Genomic DNA, 15914 nt, shown 5'->3' with positions numbered 1-15914 from the left:
CCCCGCGGGGGCGGGGGGGCGGCCCGGGGGGGGGGGGGGGGGGCCCGGCCGGGGGGGGGGGGGGCGGCCGGGGGGGGGGGGGGGGGGGGGGGCGGGCCGCCCCCCCCCCCCCCCCCCCCCGCGCGGTGTCGCGGGTCAGCGCAGCGACAGGCGTTGGCCGGGGCGGATCAGGTCGGGGTTCGGGCCCACCGTCGCCTGGTTCTTGGCGTACAGGGCCGGCCAACCGCCGGGGAGGTGGTGTGCGGCGGCGATGCCGGACAGGGTGTCGCCGGGCCGGACGACGATCTCGTCGGCGTCCGTGGGCAACGGGGACTGTTCGGGGGAGGAGTCGGGTTGCTCGCGGGAGTCGGAAGCCGGCCGATCGGGTGCGGCGGCCTTCGCGGGTTGCCCGGACCGGTCGTTCGCGGAGCGTTCGGCGCGCCGGGCGGGGCCGGCGCCGGCCAGACCGGCCTCGCGTCCGCAGACGGGCCAGGCGCCCGCCCCCTGTGATCGCAGTACGTTCTCGGCGACGCGGATCTGCTCCGCCTTGGACGCCTCCTGCGCGCGGCCCTTGCCGCCGTTGGCCTTCCACGTGCTCTCTTTGAACTGCAGTCCACCGTGGTAGCCGTTGCCGGTGTCGGTGGTCCAGTTGCCGCCGCTCTCGCAGTGCGCGACCCGGTCCCAGGTGGCATCGTCCGCGGCCCGGGCCTGGCCCACCGCGACGAAGCCGACGAGTGAGGTCGCGACGACCCCGACGACGGCCGAGGTGCGCAGCCGGCGTCGGCCGCCGGCTCGGTGCGATTCGTCACGGTGCGTGGTGCTGTGAGAAAGCATGGATTCCCTTCGGAATTCCCCCTGTGGGGCTCGACCGGCGGCGATCCGCGAGGAATCCGTTCCGGTCATCCGAATCGCCCGGATGCTTGTGACGAGCGTTTCGTTGCCTCCACCTCGCGACTCGGTCGCGAGTTCGGCCGCGTCTGCACGGCGAAAAACGGGGGTGCGGTCTGCACTTGGCGCAGACGCTAGACAACCCGCGTCGTCGATATCAACGACCGACTACGTTTTCGCAGGCCACAGCGGCATTTCCCGCGTGTGTCGGACAGGTGTCGAATCTTTCCCATGGGCCGGCAAATTCGCTGCCGCGGCGCCGTTCGGTGGGCGACCGTACGGGTGATTCCATTGCACCGTAGGGGTGTCGGCCGTGACCGGCACCCCGCCTCCGGCCCCGTCTCCGAGGAGGTCGCTCCCTACTCCGGAGCAGGGATTTCGATGAAAACGACTTTGTCGCGAGCCGAACAATGCAGGGCCCGGCAATAAACCTCGAAGGGTCTCTCGAAGATTTCATGCGACGGCGGCCCGGCTCTTCCGGGTGGTGTTTCGCGCAGCCGGTACCATCCGCGCGCGATCGGCGATTCGGAGCGATTGACAACAGTCGGTTTCGTATCGGCCAACCGCACATAATAGTAATTTAATGCCGGCGGGTCGCGGAGTTTCCCACCACCACCGCCCACGGGATCTCGCGCGCGGCACTAGCTCCTCGGGGGTGCGGTGCTGGTGCGGACGACCAGTTCCGGGTGGAGGAGGTGGCGGGCGGCTTTGCCGCGTTCGCCGCGTAGGCGTTGGAGGAGGGTTTCGGTGGCCAGCCGGCCCATCTCCTCGCGCGGCTGGTTGATCGTGGTCAGGCCGATGTGCCGCAGTCCGGCCAGGTGGGTGTTGTCGTAGCCGACCACGGAGACGTCCCCGGGCACCCGTACCCCGGACGCGGACAACTCGCCGATGATGCCGACCGCGTTGAAGTCGTTGGCCGCGACGATGGCCGTCGGGAGGGTGTCGCGGTCCAGCAGGGCGCGCGCGGCCCGGGCGCCGCCCGTGTCGGTGTACTCGCTCGGTACGACGGACATGTGGCGGCCCAACGCCAGGCGCGTCATGGCCTGTTCGTAGCCGCGGCGGCGGACCGCGGACTGCGAGCCGGCGCCGCCGTCCACGTGCACGATGTCGCGATGGCCGAGCGCGGCCAGGTGCCCGACGGCCAACGCCGAGCCGGTGGCGCCGTCGTCGTTGACGGAGTCCACCCGGGCGGCTCGCACGCTGCGGGCCACCAGCACGGTGGGCACCTGGGCGGCGGCATCCTCGATCGCGGAGGTCTCCACGACCGGGCCCAGCAGGATCAGGCCCGCGGGGTGGAACTGGAGCAGGCGTTCCAGGCTGCGGCGCTCGTGCGCCGGACGGCGTCCGCCGGTGCCCAGGATGATGTCCATGCCGCAGGCGTGCGCGGCGGCCTCGATGCCGTCGACCACTTCGGCGAAGTACGGGTTGTGCAGGTCGGAGATCATCACGCCCAGCGTGCTGCTGCTGCCGGTGGCCAGGGTGCGGGCGTTGAGGTTGGGGCGGTAGCCCAACTCGCGGGCGGCGGCCAGGACGGCCTGTCGGCGCACCTCGCCGACCTTGGGCGAGTCCCGCATCACCAGCGACACGAGCGAGCGGGAAACCCCGGCGCGGGCGGCGACGTCCTCGAGGGTGGGACCGGACACTGATGCTCACCTTTCTCCCGATGTGGAGCCGGCGGCCGGGTCGGTCGGGCGGATCCGACGATCGATGCCTCGGTCGTCGGGGCTCCGACGGTCGAGGCTCCGACGGTCGAAAACGTGCCGACCCGGGGTTCGGCGTCCACCGATTCGACGCTTGCGACCATCCGGTGGGCCCGCGACCCGCACAACCGCGATCCCACCCCGTGCCACCCGATGCCGGAGCGCCGCCCCGCACGATCGGCTCCCCGGCGACGCCGACGATCCCGGCGATCCGACGGCCGACGGCCGTGGAACGAAGATTACACGCTTGGAGCGCTCCAAAGAATGGAGCGCTCCACCCGGAACGACCCGAAACAACCTGCCGAACGGTCCGACGAATGGCTGTAATGCCCACCGTCTCTGGTGTGTCGGCACCGCCGAGCGAACCTGGCGAGTGAGTCTTGACACGCTCGGACGGCGGGTATCAGTCTTGGGGCGTTCCCGGATTGGAGCGCTCCAAAATGTGGAGCGTGCCGATTCGGCGGCGCCCCGAGCACGGCAGTCGCACGGTCGGCCGCCGAAGTCCCGTTGCCCACCTGCCCGGTCGGCCGGTCGCCCAATCACCGGTTGTCCGATCAACCGATTGCCCACCCGTCCACTGGAGAAATGAATCTGATGCGTATCGGAGTCGCAGGCGTGGGGCGGATCGGCGCGATGCACGCGCGGAACCTCACGATCCTGGAGACGGTCGACGAACTGGTCCTGTTCGACCCGCTGCCGGGTCGAGCGGACGCCCTCGCGCGGGAACTCGGCGTCGAGGCCGTCGGCGACCCGGAGACCCTGCTCGGCGCGGTCGACGGCGTCGTGGTGGCGACCCCCACCGACACCCACCCGCAGATGGTGCGGCGGACCGTGGCCGCCGGCGTACCGACGCTGTGCGAGAAGCCGATCGCCTCGGACATCGCCGCGATGATCGCCCTGATCGCGGACGTGGAGGCGAGCGGCGTGCCGGTCCTGGTCGGCTTCCAACGCCGATTCGACCCGGCCGTGGTGGAGTTGAAGCGCCGCCTTGACGCGGGCGAGATGGGTACGCCCTATCTGGTCCGCGCGGTCGGCCAGGACGCCGCACCGCCGGACCTCGGCTACCTGCCCGCGTCCGGCGGGATCTTCCGCGACCTGCTCATCCACGATCTGGACGCGGTGCCGTGGCTGCTCGGCGAACCGGTCGTCGAGGTGTTCGCGAGCGGATCGGTGCTGGTGGACGAGGCGTTCGCGAAGGCGGACGACGTGGACAACGCGGTCGTGGTGCTGCGGTTCGCGAGCGGGGCGCACGCGGTGCTCACCGGCGGGCGACACGACCCGGCGGGGTACGACCACCGGATCGAGGTGCTGGGCTCGACCCAGTCGCTCGCGGTGGGCCTGGATCCCCGGACCCCGCTGACCTCGCTGGAGGCGGACGGCCCGCAGGCCGGCCCCGATGCCTATCCCGGCTTCCCGGAACGATTCGCGCTCGCCTACGGCAACGAGATGCGGGTGTTCGTCGAGGTGGTCGCCGGCCGGATGGCCAACCCGTCCCCGGTTCGCGACTCGCTGGCCAGCCTGGTGCTCGCGGACGCCTGCGAACGCTCGCGCCGCGAGGGCCGACCGATCGAGCCGGCGGCCGTACTCGCCGCGGCGGGCGCGTCGGTGCCGCCGACCACGGAGGTGGCCTGATGAGCACACCGCTCCCTCCGGCGACGCCCGGTGACCCGACTGCGCCGACCGGGCCCGCCGCCGCGGGTCCGTCGACCACCGCGACGCCCCTGGCCGCGTCCTCGACTTCGACCGGCCCGGCCTCGTCGGACATCCGGCTCGCGGGCGCGCCGATCTCCTGGGGCGTGTGCGAAGTGCCCGGGTGGGGGTCGATGTTGCCGGTGGACACGGTGCTCGGCGAGATGGCCGATCTCGGCCTGACCGCGACCGAGGCGGGTCCGCCCGGCTACCTGCCGGACGATCCCACCGTGCTCAAGGACGTGTTGGCGGGGCACGGTCTGACCCTGGTCGGCTCGTTCGCCGCGCTCGCGCTGCACGAGCGGGATCGGGTCGCACCGGCGACCGACGCGGCGGAGCGCACGGCCGCGTTGATCGCCGCGGCCGGTGGCGAGGTGCTCGTGCTGGCCGCCGCCACCGGCCTGGACGGCTACGACACCCGACCCGAACTGTCCGACGAGCAGTGGCGGTGCCTGATCGACACGGCCGACGAGGTCGCGCGGATCGCGCGGGGATACGGCCTGCGAACCACCCTGCACCCGCACGTGGGCACGCACGTGGAAACCTCGGCGGAGGTGGAGCGTTTCCTCGGCGACAGCGCCCTGCCGCTGTGCCTGGACACCGGCCACCTGCTGATCGGCGGGACCGACCCGTTGGACCTGGTCCGCCGGCACCCCGACCGGATCGGGCACGTGCACCTCAAGGACGTGCACGCCGACACCGCCGCCCTCGTGCGATCCGGCGCGCTGACCTACGCCGAGGCCGTCGGGCACGGCCTCTATCGCCCGCTCGGCGAGGGCGACGTCCCGGTCGCCGAGATAGTGGCGACCCTGCGGGCGGCCGGATACCGCGACTGGTACGTGCTGGAACAGGACACCCGGCTGACCGACGACCCGGACGACGCGGCCCTGCCCCGGCACGACACCGCGCGCAGTCTGGCGCACCTGCGCGGCAACTGACACCGACGCTCGCGCGCGGCCGACGGTTCGGCACGCCCTTGCCGGCCGCCCGGCCGGGTACGACATCGGTACCGGGCCGCGCGCCCGTACCGCCGCCCGCCCATCGACGCGGATCCGCACCGACCGCGGACCGACTCCCGACCCGACCCGTTCGTCCCGACCGTCCCGACCGTCCCGAACGAGGAGTAATCGATGCCCCGACGTTCCCTCGGATTCGCCGCCGCCCTAGGCGTATCCGCGCTCGTCCTCGCCGCATGCAGCAGCCCGTCCGGCGACGACCCGGATGCCGAGAAGACCCCCAAGGGCGCTCCCACCGCCGCGGCCAAGGGCAACAACACCGTGTCCGTGATCACCCACGGCTCGGCGGGGGACGCGTTCTGGAGCGTCGTGCAGAACGGCGCGCAGGACGCGGGCAAGAAGCTGGGCGTGGACGTCCAGTACCAGGGCAACGGCGACCCGGCCGGGCAGGCCCGGCTGATCGACAACGCGGTCACCCAGGGCGTGGGCGGCATCGTGGTCTCGATGGCCAACCCGGACGCGCTGGCGAATTCGATCAAGGCGGCCACCGCCAAGGGTATTCCGGTGATCACCATCAACTCGGGGCAGAGCAGGTCCACCGAGTTCGGTGCGATCGCACACGTCGGCCAGGACGAGTCGATCGCCGGCGAGGCTGCCGGCGCCAAGCTCAAGCAGGCCGGCCGGACCAAGATGTTGTGCGTCATCCACGAGGCGGGCAACATCGGCCTGAACCAGCGCTGCGACGGCGCCAAGGCCGGCTTCGGCGGCCAGACCCAGACGCTCCAGGTGGACATCGGCAACCCCACCGACATCCAGGCCCGCATTCGCGGCGCGCTCCAGTCGGACTCCTCGATCGACGCCGTGCTCGCGCTGAACCCGCAGGTGGCCGCGGTCGCGGTGGGCGCCGTGGGCGACGCGAACTCCAAGGCGCAGATCGCCACCTTCGACCTCAACCCGGACGTCGTCACCGGGATCAAGGACGGCAGGATCGTCTTCGCGGTGGACCAGCAGCAATACCTGCAGGGCTACCTGCCGGTGATGATGATCAAGCTCTACCGGGACAACGCCAACACGGTCGGCGGCGGCAAGCCCGTACTGACCGGCCCCGGCTTCGTGGACAAGAACAACGTCGGCGCGGTGGCCGAGTACGCGCAGCGGGGGACCAGGTGAGTACGAGTCCCTCGACCCCCTCGGCGCCCGCCGCGGCGGCCGGCGGCGCGGAGCGTGCCGCGGCCGGCACCGCCGCCGGCGATCTTGGGCCGGACGAACGGCTCGCGCCGGCCCGACTCGCGCACCGCTTGCTGATCCGGCCCGAACTGGGCTCGCTGATCGGCGCCGTGCTGGTCATGTGCTTCTTCGCGATCGTCGCGGACGGCTTCTTCACCGCCTCCGGAGCCGCCACCTGGCTGGACGACTCGGCCACCCTGGGCATCATGGCGGTGGCCGTGGCGCTGCTGATGATCGGCGGCGAATTCGACCTGTCCGCCGGGGTGATGACCGCCTCGACCGCGCTCATCACGGCGATGCTGGCGACCAGGGCGGGCTGGTCGGTGTGGCCCGCGCTCGCGGTGTCGCTGGTGTTCGCACTCGCGGTCGGGGCGCTCAACGGCTGGCTCGTGGTGCGTACCGGACTGCCCAGCTTCATCATCACGCTGGGCACGTTCCTGGCCCTGCAGGGCCTCAACCTCGGGGTCACCCGACATGTGACGAACAGCGTCCAGGTCAGCGGGATGCGCTCGACCGACGGCTACGAGTCGGCCGGCCGGTTCTTCGCCTCCACCATGGCCGTCGCCGGCACCGAGATCCAGGTCTCGGTGTTGTGGTGGCTGGTACTGGCCGCGCTGGCGACCTGGTTGCTCGCGCGGACCCGGTTCGGCAACTGGATCTATGCCGTCGGCGGCGCACCGGTCAGCGCGCGCAACGTCGGCGTGCCGGTGGACCGCACCAAGATCGTGTTGTTCATGACCACCGCGGGCGCCGGCTGGCTGGTCGGCTCGATCAACATCCTGCGCTACACCTCGGTCCAGGCCAATCAGGGCATCGGCCTGGAATTCCAGTACATCATCGCCGCGGTGATCGGGGGTTGCCTGCTCACCGGCGGCTACGGCTCGGCGATCGGCGCCGCGGTGGGTGCGCTGATCTTCGGCATGGCCCGCCAGGGCATCGTCTACGCGAAGTGGAACAGCGACTGGTTCCAGCTCTTCCTCGGCGTGATGCTGCTGGCGGCCGTCCTGGTCAACAACTCCTTCCGGCGCCGCGCGGAGAGGTCCCGTCGATGACGAATCCACCAGCTCGGCCGCCGGCCGAGGAGCCGACCACCGGCGAGAGCGCCGCCGGCGTGCGGGCGGGCGCGACCAAGGCCGGGACGAGCGGTCCCGGCTCCGGTGCGCATCTGCTCGAACTGCGCGGCATCGGCAAGCGGTTCGGCAGCGTGATCGCCCTCGACGACGTCTCCACGTCGGTCGACGCCGGCGAGGTGACGTGCGTCCTGGGCGACAACGGCGCGGGTAAGTCGACCTTCATCAAGATCCTGGCGGGCGTACACGCCAACGACAGCGGCGCCTACCTCGTGGAGGGCACGCCCGTCCGGTTCTCCTCGCCCCGGCAGGCCCTCGACCGGGGTATCGCCACGGTCTACCAGGACCTGGCCGTGGTGCCGCTGATGAGCGTGTGGCGCAACTTCTTCCTCGGCTCGGAACCGCGCAAGGGCCGCGGCCCGTTCTCCCGGCTGGACATCGGCACGGCACGCGAGACCGCGCGCCGGGCACTGTCGGACATGGGTATCGACCTGCGCGACGTCGAGCAGCCCGTGGGCACACTCTCCGGCGGCGAGCGGCAGTGCGTGGCGATCGCGCGGGCCGTGCACTTCGGCGCCAAGGTGCTGATCCTGGACGAGCCGACCGCCGCGCTCGGCGTCAAACAGGCGGGCGTCGTGCTCCGCTACATCGCGCGGGCCCGGGATCGGGGTCTGGGCGTCGTGTTCATCACGCACAATCCGCACCACGCCTACCCGGTGGGTGACCGCTTCCTGTTGCTCAACCGCGGCCGCAGCCAGGGTTGCTTCGGCAAATCCGAGATCACCGTGGCCGAACTCACCCGACAGATGGCCGGCGGCGCCGAACTCGAGGCACTCGCACACGAGTTGGGTGCGGAGGTGAAGACATGACGGACCCGACGGCGGCCGGGCCGGAGCGGGCGGCCGACGGTGCGCGGCCCCCGCTCGGCCCGGACTCGGGGCCGGCCCCGGACGTGCTCACGGTCGGGCGCGTGGGGGTGGACCTGTACCCGCAACAGAGCGGCGTCCCGCTGGAGCGGGTCGAGACCTTCGCCAGGTCGCTCGGCGGCACCGCCACCAACGTGGCGGTCGCCGCCGCCCGGCTGGGCCGCCGCTCCGCGGTGCTGACCAAGGTCGGCGCCGACCCGTTCGGCACCTACGTGCGCACCGCGCTGACCGACTTCGGCGTCGACCCCACGTGGGTGGCCACCCACGAACGGCTGCTCACCCCGGTGGTGTTCTGCGCCCTCGACCCGCCCGAGGACCCGCCGCTGCTGTTCTACCGGCTCCCGGTGGCTCCCGACCTCACGCTCACCGACGAGGACGTGCCGTGGGGCCTGATTCGCGACGTGCCGGTGTTGTGGGTGACCGGCACCGGCGTGAGCACCGAGCCCTCGCGCGGCACCCATCGGCGGATGCTCGCCGCGCGGGGCCGACGCGCGCACACCGTGCTCGACCTCGACTACCGGCCGATGTTCTGGTCCGACCCGGCCGCCGCCACCCGACACATCGGCGAACTCGTGGACGAGGCCACGGTCGTGGTGGGCAACCGGACCGAGGTGGCGATCGCGGTCGGCACCGCGGACCCGGACGAGGCGGCCCGCCGACTGCTCGACCGCGGCGTGCGGCTGGTCCTGGTCAAGAAGGGCGGCGAAGGTGTCCTGGTGGCCACGCCCGAGGGCAGCACCACCATCGCCCCCCGCCGGGTCGAGGCGGTGTGCGGGCTCGGCGCGGGCGATGCCTTCGGCGGTGCCCTCGTGCACGGCCTGCTCGCCGGCTGGGACCCGGAACGCATCGCCGAATACGCCAACGCCGCCGGGGCGCTGGTCGCCGCCCGACTCGCGTGCGCCGACGCGATGCCCACCGACGCGGACATCGAGGAACTCGTGAACCACCCGATGCTGGAGAACCGAACGTGATCAGCGACCGCGACTGGACCAACCTGCTGGCGACCCGGGCGACCCGGCCCGACGCGGTACGCACCGCCTATGCCGAGCGCCGGCGCCGGCCGCGCCTGCTCTCCGCGCACGGCACCCTCTTCCTGGTCGCCGCCGACCACCCCGGGCGCGGCTCGCTCGGGGTGGGCACCGACCCGCTCGCCATGGCCGACCGGCGCGACCTGCTCGGCCGACTGGTCGACGCCCTGGCACACCCGGACGTGGACGGGGTCCTGGGCACCCCCGACGTGATCGAGGAACTGCTGCTCCTGGGCGTGCTGGAGGACAAGGTGGTGATCGGTTCGATGAACCGGGGCGGCCTGTCCGGCGCGTCCTGGGAGATCGACGACCGCTTCACCGGCTACGACGCGGACGCGATCCGCCGATACCGGCTCGACGGCGGCAAGATGCTGCTGCGCATCGTCGACGAGGACGCGGGCACGATACCCACGCTGGAGGGCTGCGCCCGCGCGGTGAGCGAACTGGCCGAGCACGGGATCCGGGCGATGATCGAACCGCTGCCCTACCGGCGCGACGCCTGCGGACGACTGGTCCTCGACCGCGGCACCGCCGCCAACGTGCGCGCGGTCACCGTCGCCTCGGCGCTGGGCACCACCTCCGCCTACACGTGGCTCAAGCTGCCCGCCACCGAGGAACCGGACCGGGTGGCCGGCGCGACCACCCTGCCGACCGTGGTACTGGGCGGCGTGCCCTCGGCCGACCCGCAGGCCGACCTGTCCTCGTGGGGGCGCGCCCTGGCCCAACCGGCCGTGCGCGGCCTGGTGGTGGGCCGTGCGCTGCTGTACCCGGCGGACGGGGACGTGCGCGGCGCGGTGGCCGCCGCCGCGCGGGTGCTGCGCGCCGCCGACCCGCGAGCGATCGAGGTGATCGTGTGAACGACCCGACCCTGTTCCACCCCTGGGGCACCGCCACCGGCGCCGAGGATCCGCTGCTGATCACTCCCGAACTCGCCGGCTGGCGGCACAGCGGCCTGCGGGTGATCCACCTGCCCCCCGGCGGCCGGCGGGACCTGGCGACCGGCGAGCACGAGGTCGCGGTGATCCCGCTGGCCGGCTCGGCGACCGTGCAGACCGAGGGTCGCCGGTTCGAACTCGGCGGACGCGAGAGCGTGTTCACCGCGGTGCCGGACTTCGCGTACGTACCACGCGACGCCGAACTGCGGCTGTCCAGCGAGCACGGCTGCCAACTCGCGCTCGCCTCGGCGCGGGCCCGCCGGCGGCTGGACCCGGCGTACGGCCCGGCGACCGGCGTGCCGGTCGAGGTGCGCGGCGCCGGGCGCGCGACCCGGCAGGCGAACAACCTGATGACCCCCGACGCGTTCGAGGCGGACAGACTGATCGTCTGCGAGATCCTCACCCCGGACGGCAACTGGTCCTCGTACCCGCCGCACAAGCACGACACGGCGAGCGCGCACGAGAGCGTCAACGAGGAGATCTACTTCTTCCGGGTGGCCGGGCGGGACGGACGCACCCCCGACCGGACCGGCTTCGGCCTGCACCGCACCTACACCACCGACGGCGCGATCGACGAGACGGTGACCGTCCGCGACGGCGACGTGTTCCTCGTCCCGCGCGGCTACCACGGTCCCTGCGTGGCCTGCCCCGGACACCACCTCTACTACCTCAACGTGATGGCCGGCCCGGGCGACGAGCGGGCGATGCTCGCCTGCGACGACCCCGCCCACCACTGGGTTCGGGAGAGCTGGGCCGAACAGACGCCCGATCCCAGGTGCCCGATGACCCCGCTGCCGACGCCGGATGGAGGAAACCGATGAGCACGCCGACGCCCGCGGCCGGCCCGACGCCCGGGGCGACCGTGCGGCTGACCACCGCGCAGGCCCTGGTGCGCTGGCTGGTGGCCCAGGAGAGCGAACTCCTCGACGGGAGCCGGGCCAGGCTCTTCCCCGGCGTGTTCGCCATCTTCGGCCACGGCAACGTGCTCGGTCTGGGCGACGCGTTGCACGAGGCCGGCGCGGCGATGCCGGTCTGGCGCGGCCAGAACGAACAGGGCATGGCACTGGCCGCGATCGGCTACGCCCGCGCCACCCAGCGCCGGCAGGTGCTCACGGCCACCTCCTCGATCGGGCCCGGCGCGCTGAACATGGTCACCGCCGCGGGCGTCGCGCACGCCAACCGGCTGCCGCTGCTGCTGCTGGTCGGCGACACCTTCGCGAGCCGCGCCCCGGATCCGGTGCTGCAACAGGTCGAGCACTTCCACGACCCGAGCACGACCGTCAACGACGCCTTCCGCGCGGTGAGCCGCTACTGGGACCGGATCACCCGGCCGGAACAGCTGATCGCCACCCTCCCGCACGTGGCCCGGGTGCTGACCGACCCGGCCGACTGCGGGCCGGTCACCCTCGCGCTGCCGCAGGACGTCCAGGCCGAGGCGTACGACTTCCCGGTGAGCCTGTTCGCGCCGCGCCTGCACCGGCCGCCGCGACCGCGCGCCGACCTGCGCGAACTCGCGGACGCGGCGGAGCTGTTGCGCGAGGCGAGGCGTCCGCTGCTGGTGGTCGGCGGCGGGGTGCGCTACTCGGACGCGGCACGCGAGGTGTCGGCGGTGGCGCAGGCGCACGGTGTCCCGTTCGCCGAGACGGTCGCGGGACGCACGCTGCTCCCGCACGACCACCCGCTGCACGCCGGACCGCTCGGGGTGACCGGCTCCGCCTCGGCCAACGCGCTCGCCGCCGACGCCGACCTGATCCTGGCCGTCGGCACCCGCCTCCAGGACTTCACCACCGCGTCGTGGAGCGTGTTCGCCGCCGACGCTCGCCTGGTGTCGATCAACGCGGCCCGGTTCGACGCGGTCAAGCGGCGCGCCGCCCCGGTGACCGCGGACGCCCGTGAGGCGCTGCGCGAACTCGGGCCGCTGCTGGGCGGATGGCGGGCGGATCCGGCCTGGACCGCGCGGGCCGAGCGCGAACGACGGGCCTGGGACGGCGTGGTCGATCGGCTGCGCGAGGCGGGCGAGCCGGCCGTGCCGCCGACCTACGCGCAGGTGGTGGGCGTGGTCAACACGATCTCCGGGCCCGATGACTACGTGCTCACCGCCGCGGGCGGGCTGCCCGGCGAACTGGTCGGCGGCTGGCGGTCCCGCGGTCCGGTCGGCGCGGCGACGATGGACGTCGAGTACGGGTTCTCCTGCATGGGCTACGAGATCGCGGGCGCGTGGGGCGCGGCGATGGCGCGGCCGGCGGGCGTGGTCACCACCCTGCTGGGCGACGGTTCCTACCTGATGCTCAACTCCGAGCTGTACTCGGCGGTCCTGTCCGGACACCGGTTCGTCGCGGTGGTCTGCGACAACGGCGGATACGCGGTGATCGCCCGACTCCAGGAGGGCCAGGGCGCGGCACCGTTCAACAACATGATCACCGACTGCCGGGGTCCGGGTGCCGCAGCCGACCACCGGGTCGATTTCGCCGCGCACGCCGCGGCGTTGGGCGCCGAGGTGTTCACCGCAGACACGGTGGAGGAGTTGGCGAAGGCGTACGCGGCGGCGCGGGCGGCGCGTCGGCCGGCCGTGGTGGTCGTGCGCACCCGGCCGGATCGGTGGACCGAGGCCGGCGCGTGGTGGGAGGTGGGCGTGCCCGAGGTGTCGGCGCGGCCGGAGGTGGCCGCGGCGCGCGAGCGCATGGACCTGGCCCGGGCCGAGCGGGTACGCAAGGGCTGAGGCCGCGAGCGGCCCGCGAACGGTGCTCGACCACCGGTCGCGGGCCCGCGCGGTGTCCCGACGTGCGGCCGGGTCAGGCCGCGATCGGCCGGGCGGGCAACCCGGCGCCGGCCCTGGCCTGGGCGAACGAGCGCAGCAGCCGGTCGTGGATGGCGCCGTTGGAGGCCACCAACTCGCCGTCGCCGGGCTTCCAGTCGGCACCCTCGAACGTGGTGGCCCGCCCGCCGGCCTCGCGGACCAGGATCGCGCCGGGTGCCCAGTCCCACGGGCCGCAGCGCTGTTCCCAGTACGCGTCCAGGCGCCCGGCCGCCACCCACGACAGGTCGATGCCCGCGCAGCCCAGCCGGCGCACGTCACGGGTGTCGTTGACCACGGACAGGAACTCGGCCAGGTTGTTGTCCGGGTCGGTGGACCGGGACGGCGGGAAGCCGGTGGCGATCACACTGCGGCCCAGCGTGCGGGTGTCGGATACGCGCAGGCGCTTGCGGCCCTCGTAGGCGCCGCGGCCGGCCTCGGCCCAGTAGGTCCGGCGCCGGGTCGCGTCGGCGACCACGCCGAGCGCGAGTTTTTCGCCGTCCCAGAACGCGATCGCGCACGCGTAGTGCGGCAGTCCGTGCGCGAAGTTGGTGGTGCCGTCGAGCGGATCCACGAACCAGGTCGGCCGACGCAGATCCAACTCGGCCAGCCCGCCGCCCTCTTCGCCGACCACCGCGTCCTGCGGATAGTGGCTGCCCAGCCAGGCCCGGACCAGTTTCTCCACCCGCAGATCGGTCGCGGTGACCAGGTCCGCGGCGGAGGACTTGAGCCGGATCCGCCGAGGACGACCGGCTCTGCGAATGGTCTGGGCGGCTTCTCGGGCGACGCGCAGGGCCGCGAGCGTACGGGGAAGGGGAAAGACCACGGTGTCGCTCCTTGCCTACGGCGGTCGATGAAGCCGATGCCCGATCGATCGGGGGCCGAGGGTCGGCCCACGCGATCGGCCTGCGGCCCTCGCCCCACGCGAAAGCCGTGCCCGGGGCGTGTCCTCGGTCCCGGCCGTGGTGCCCGGCGGGCATGGAGAACACGTCCTGCATCGGATCGCCGTCGTGCAATAGATTGCCCCTGCATTATGTCGAGGGCCGCCGCCGTCCACCACCGAGTTGGCTGCGCCCGGGCGCGAACTCCCGGGCATTCGCCGTCGTGGTCACGGGAGTTGCGGTCGTGGACCGGCGGCCGGCCGCATCCGGGCGCCGCCGGCGGAACGCCTCGGCGGCCTCGCCGCCCAGCCGAATGCGATGAACGATCCACGACCTCCCCTCGACGCGTGCGGCACCCACGCGCCTCGACGAACCGACCCCAGGCAGAACGCCTCCGTACGGTGACGGCGTGCTCACCGATGGGTGCACGTGTCCCGACGGACCCGGCCCGGGGCGGCAGCCGATCCTCGGTGGTCGGCGCGACGGAGCCGGGGAAAGAGGGACGTCCTCGGCAACCGGCCGTGCGGGTGCGGTCACCGTTGGTGGGGCGAGAGTGGCGATCGGGACGGTTGCGGTTGACATGGGGGCAGGCGGGTCATATTCCGGAGGTAGTACCCGCACGGCCGCTAGGTACGAGAGCCCGGTGGCGGGCCCGTGGGTCGGGGGCGGTCGCGGCGCCGGAGGTGCCGGGGCGCGCAGCGGGATCGGCCACCGGAGCGCTCGACGTTCGACGAGGAGCGTCGTCATGGCACGTCCGGTCGGTATCGACCTCGGCACGACCAATTCGGTGGTCGCGGTTCTCGAAGCCGGTGAACCCACCGTCATCACGAATGCGGAAGGTGCGCGGACGACACCGTCGGTGGTCGCGTTCGCGAAGAACGGCGAGGTGCTGGTCGGTGAGGTGGCCAAGCGCCAGGCGGTGACCAACGTCGAGCGCACCGCACGATCGGTGAAACGCCACATGGGCGACAACTCGTGGCACTTTCCCGACGTCGGCGAGATCGACGGCAAGCGGTACACCGCGCAGGAGATCGCCGCGCGGGTCCTGCAGAAGCTCAAGCGCGACGCCGAGGCCTACCTCGGCGAGAAGGTCACCGACGCGGTGGTCACGGTCCCGGCGTACTTCGACGACGCCCAGCGGCAGGCCACCAAGGAGGCCGGGGAGATCGCCGGCCTGAACGTGCTGCGCATCGTCAACGAGCCCACCGCGGCGGCGCTGGCCTACGGCCTGGACAAGTCGCGCGACCAGATGATCCTGGTGTTCGACCTGGGCGGCGGCACGTTCGACGTGTCGCTGTTGGAGATCGGCGAGGGCGTCGTGGAGGTCAAGGCGACGCACGGCGACACCCATCTGGGCGGTGACGACTGGGACCAGCGAGTGATGGATTACCTGGTCAAGCAGTTCAAGAACGCACACGGCGTGGATCTGTCCAAGGACAAGATGGCCCTCCAACGGCTGCGCGAGGCGGCGGAGAAGGCCAAGGTGGAGCTGTCCAGCGCAACCGAGACCTCGATCAACCTGCCCTACATCACCGCCTCGGCCGAGGGCCCGCTGCACCTGGACGAGAAGCTCACCCGCGCCCAGTTCCAGCAGCTGACGGTCGATCTGCTGGAGCGCTGCCGGGGGCCGTTCCACGCGGCGATCAAGGACGCCGGCATCTCCGTCTCGGACGTGGACCAGGTGGTGCTGGTGGGCGGCTCGACCCGGATGCCGGCCGTCACCGAACTCGTCCGCGAGCTCACCGACGGCAAGGAGCCCAACAAGGGCGTCAACCCGGACGAGGTCGTGGCCGTCGGCGCCGCGCTCCAGGCCGGTGTGCTCAAGGGTGAGGTCAAGGACG

13 protein-coding genes are annotated in these 15914 nt (G+C 72.6%); 10 read left to right on the top strand and 3 right to left on the bottom strand.

The features are described from left to right. Positions 1–135 precede the first annotated feature (135 nt). Positions 136–813, bottom strand: coding sequence for a transglycosylase family protein (locus tag ACIBM5_RS46125; RefSeq protein ID WP_396012697.1), 678 nt, complete (start codon positions 811–813; stop codon positions 136–138). Positions 814–1508: 695 nt separating this feature from the next. Further along, positions 1509–2510 carry a LacI family DNA-binding transcriptional regulator gene (locus ACIBM5_RS46120; protein ID WP_396012696.1) on the bottom strand — a complete coding sequence of 334 codons (1002 nt, stop codon included), beginning with the start codon at positions 2508–2510 and terminating at the stop codon, positions 1509–1511. A gap of 642 nt (positions 2511–3152) precedes the next feature. On the opposite strand from ACIBM5_RS46120, the gene ACIBM5_RS46115 reads away from it, so the two are divergent. The 9 genes from ACIBM5_RS46115 to iolD all read left to right on the top strand — a co-directional run bounded on the left by ACIBM5_RS46115 (position 3153) and on the right by iolD (position 13117). Beyond that, on the top strand, positions 3153–4199 hold the full coding sequence (locus ACIBM5_RS46115) for a Gfo/Idh/MocA family oxidoreductase (RefSeq protein ID WP_396012695.1): 1047 nt from the start codon (positions 3153–3155) through the stop codon (positions 4197–4199). Beyond that, positions 4199–5194, top strand: a complete 996-nt coding sequence (locus tag ACIBM5_RS46110) for a TIM barrel protein (protein WP_396012694.1) — start codon at positions 4199–4201, stop codon at positions 5192–5194. The genes ACIBM5_RS46115 and ACIBM5_RS46110 overlap by 1 nt, the downstream gene beginning before the upstream one ends. Positions 5195–5386: 192 nt before the next feature. Next, positions 5387–6382, top strand: coding sequence for a sugar ABC transporter substrate-binding protein (locus ACIBM5_RS46105; RefSeq protein WP_391584427.1), 996 nt, complete (start codon positions 5387–5389; stop codon positions 6380–6382). Then, positions 6379–7491, top strand: a complete 1113-nt coding sequence (locus ACIBM5_RS46100; protein ID WP_396012693.1) for an ABC transporter permease — start codon at positions 6379–6381, stop codon at positions 7489–7491. The genes ACIBM5_RS46105 and ACIBM5_RS46100 overlap by 4 nt, the downstream gene beginning before the upstream one ends. Beyond that, entirely contained in the window at positions 7488–8378 is an 891-nt protein-coding gene (locus ACIBM5_RS46095) for an ATP-binding cassette domain-containing protein (RefSeq protein WP_396012692.1), read from the top strand. Before ACIBM5_RS46100 ends, ACIBM5_RS46095 begins: the two co-directional genes overlap by 4 nt. After that, complete coding sequence (gene iolC / locus ACIBM5_RS46090; RefSeq protein WP_391584430.1) at positions 8375–9406, top strand: 5-dehydro-2-deoxygluconokinase; 1032 nt, start codon at positions 8375–8377, stop codon at positions 9404–9406. Before ACIBM5_RS46095 ends, iolC begins: the two co-directional genes overlap by 4 nt. Beyond that, entirely contained in the window at positions 9403–10320 is a 918-nt protein-coding gene (locus ACIBM5_RS46085) for an aldolase (protein WP_391584431.1), read from the top strand. The genes iolC and ACIBM5_RS46085 overlap by 4 nt, the downstream gene beginning before the upstream one ends. Continuing rightward, a complete protein-coding gene (gene iolB / locus ACIBM5_RS46080; protein ID WP_391584432.1) occupies positions 10317–11219 on the top strand; it encodes a 5-deoxy-glucuronate isomerase in 903 nt (300 codons plus the stop codon). The genes ACIBM5_RS46085 and iolB overlap by 4 nt, the downstream gene beginning before the upstream one ends. Further along, positions 11216–13117 carry a 3D-(3,5/4)-trihydroxycyclohexane-1,2-dione acylhydrolase (decyclizing) gene (iolD, locus tag ACIBM5_RS46075; RefSeq protein WP_396012691.1) on the top strand — a complete coding sequence of 634 codons (1902 nt, stop codon included), beginning with the start codon at positions 11216–11218 and terminating at the stop codon, positions 13115–13117. The genes iolB and iolD overlap by 4 nt, the downstream gene beginning before the upstream one ends. Before the next feature lie 73 nt (positions 13118–13190). Here iolD and ACIBM5_RS46070 read toward each other — a convergent pair whose 3' ends face one another. Then, the gene (locus ACIBM5_RS46070) at positions 13191–14018 is read right to left on the bottom strand and encodes an inositol monophosphatase family protein (protein WP_396012690.1); all 828 of its coding nucleotides are present in this window, start codon (positions 14016–14018) and stop codon (positions 13191–13193) included. Positions 14019–14818: 800 nt separating this feature from the next. Here ACIBM5_RS46070 and ACIBM5_RS46065 point away from each other — a divergent pair. After that, positions 14819–15914: Hsp70 family protein (locus ACIBM5_RS46065; RefSeq protein WP_396012689.1), on the top strand; the 1096-nt coding region annotated here is incomplete at its 3' end.

The organism is Embleya sp. NPDC050493 (genome assembly GCF_044458105.1).
In the GTDB taxonomy this organism is placed as follows: Bacteria; Actinomycetota; Actinomycetes; order Streptomycetales; family Streptomycetaceae; genus Embleya.
Note: the sequence above shows the minus strand (reverse complement) of the source record. Positions and strands in the feature narration are given on the sequence as shown.

Excerpts from the sequence above, each read along its gene's own strand:
- ACIBM5_RS46125 (WP_396012697.1), bottom strand. The coding sequence starts at position 813 with ATGCTTTCTCACAGCACCACGCACCGTGACGAATCGCACCGAGCCGGC.
- ACIBM5_RS46115 (WP_396012695.1), top strand. The coding sequence starts at position 3,153 with ATGAATCTGATGCGTATCGGAGTCGCAGGCGTGGGGCGGATCGGCGCG.
- ACIBM5_RS46110 (WP_396012694.1), top strand. The coding sequence starts at position 4,199 with ATGAGCACACCGCTCCCTCCGGCGACGCCCGGTGACCCGACTGCGCCG.
- ACIBM5_RS46105 (WP_391584427.1), top strand. The coding sequence starts at position 5,387 with ATGCCCCGACGTTCCCTCGGATTCGCCGCCGCCCTAGGCGTATCCGCG.
- ACIBM5_RS46095 (WP_396012692.1), top strand. The coding sequence starts at position 7,488 with ATGACGAATCCACCAGCTCGGCCGCCGGCCGAGGAGCCGACCACCGGC.
- iolC (WP_391584430.1), top strand. The coding sequence starts at position 8,375 with ATGACGGACCCGACGGCGGCCGGGCCGGAGCGGGCGGCCGACGGTGCG.
- iolD (WP_396012691.1), top strand. The coding sequence starts at position 11,216 with ATGAGCACGCCGACGCCCGCGGCCGGCCCGACGCCCGGGGCGACCGTG.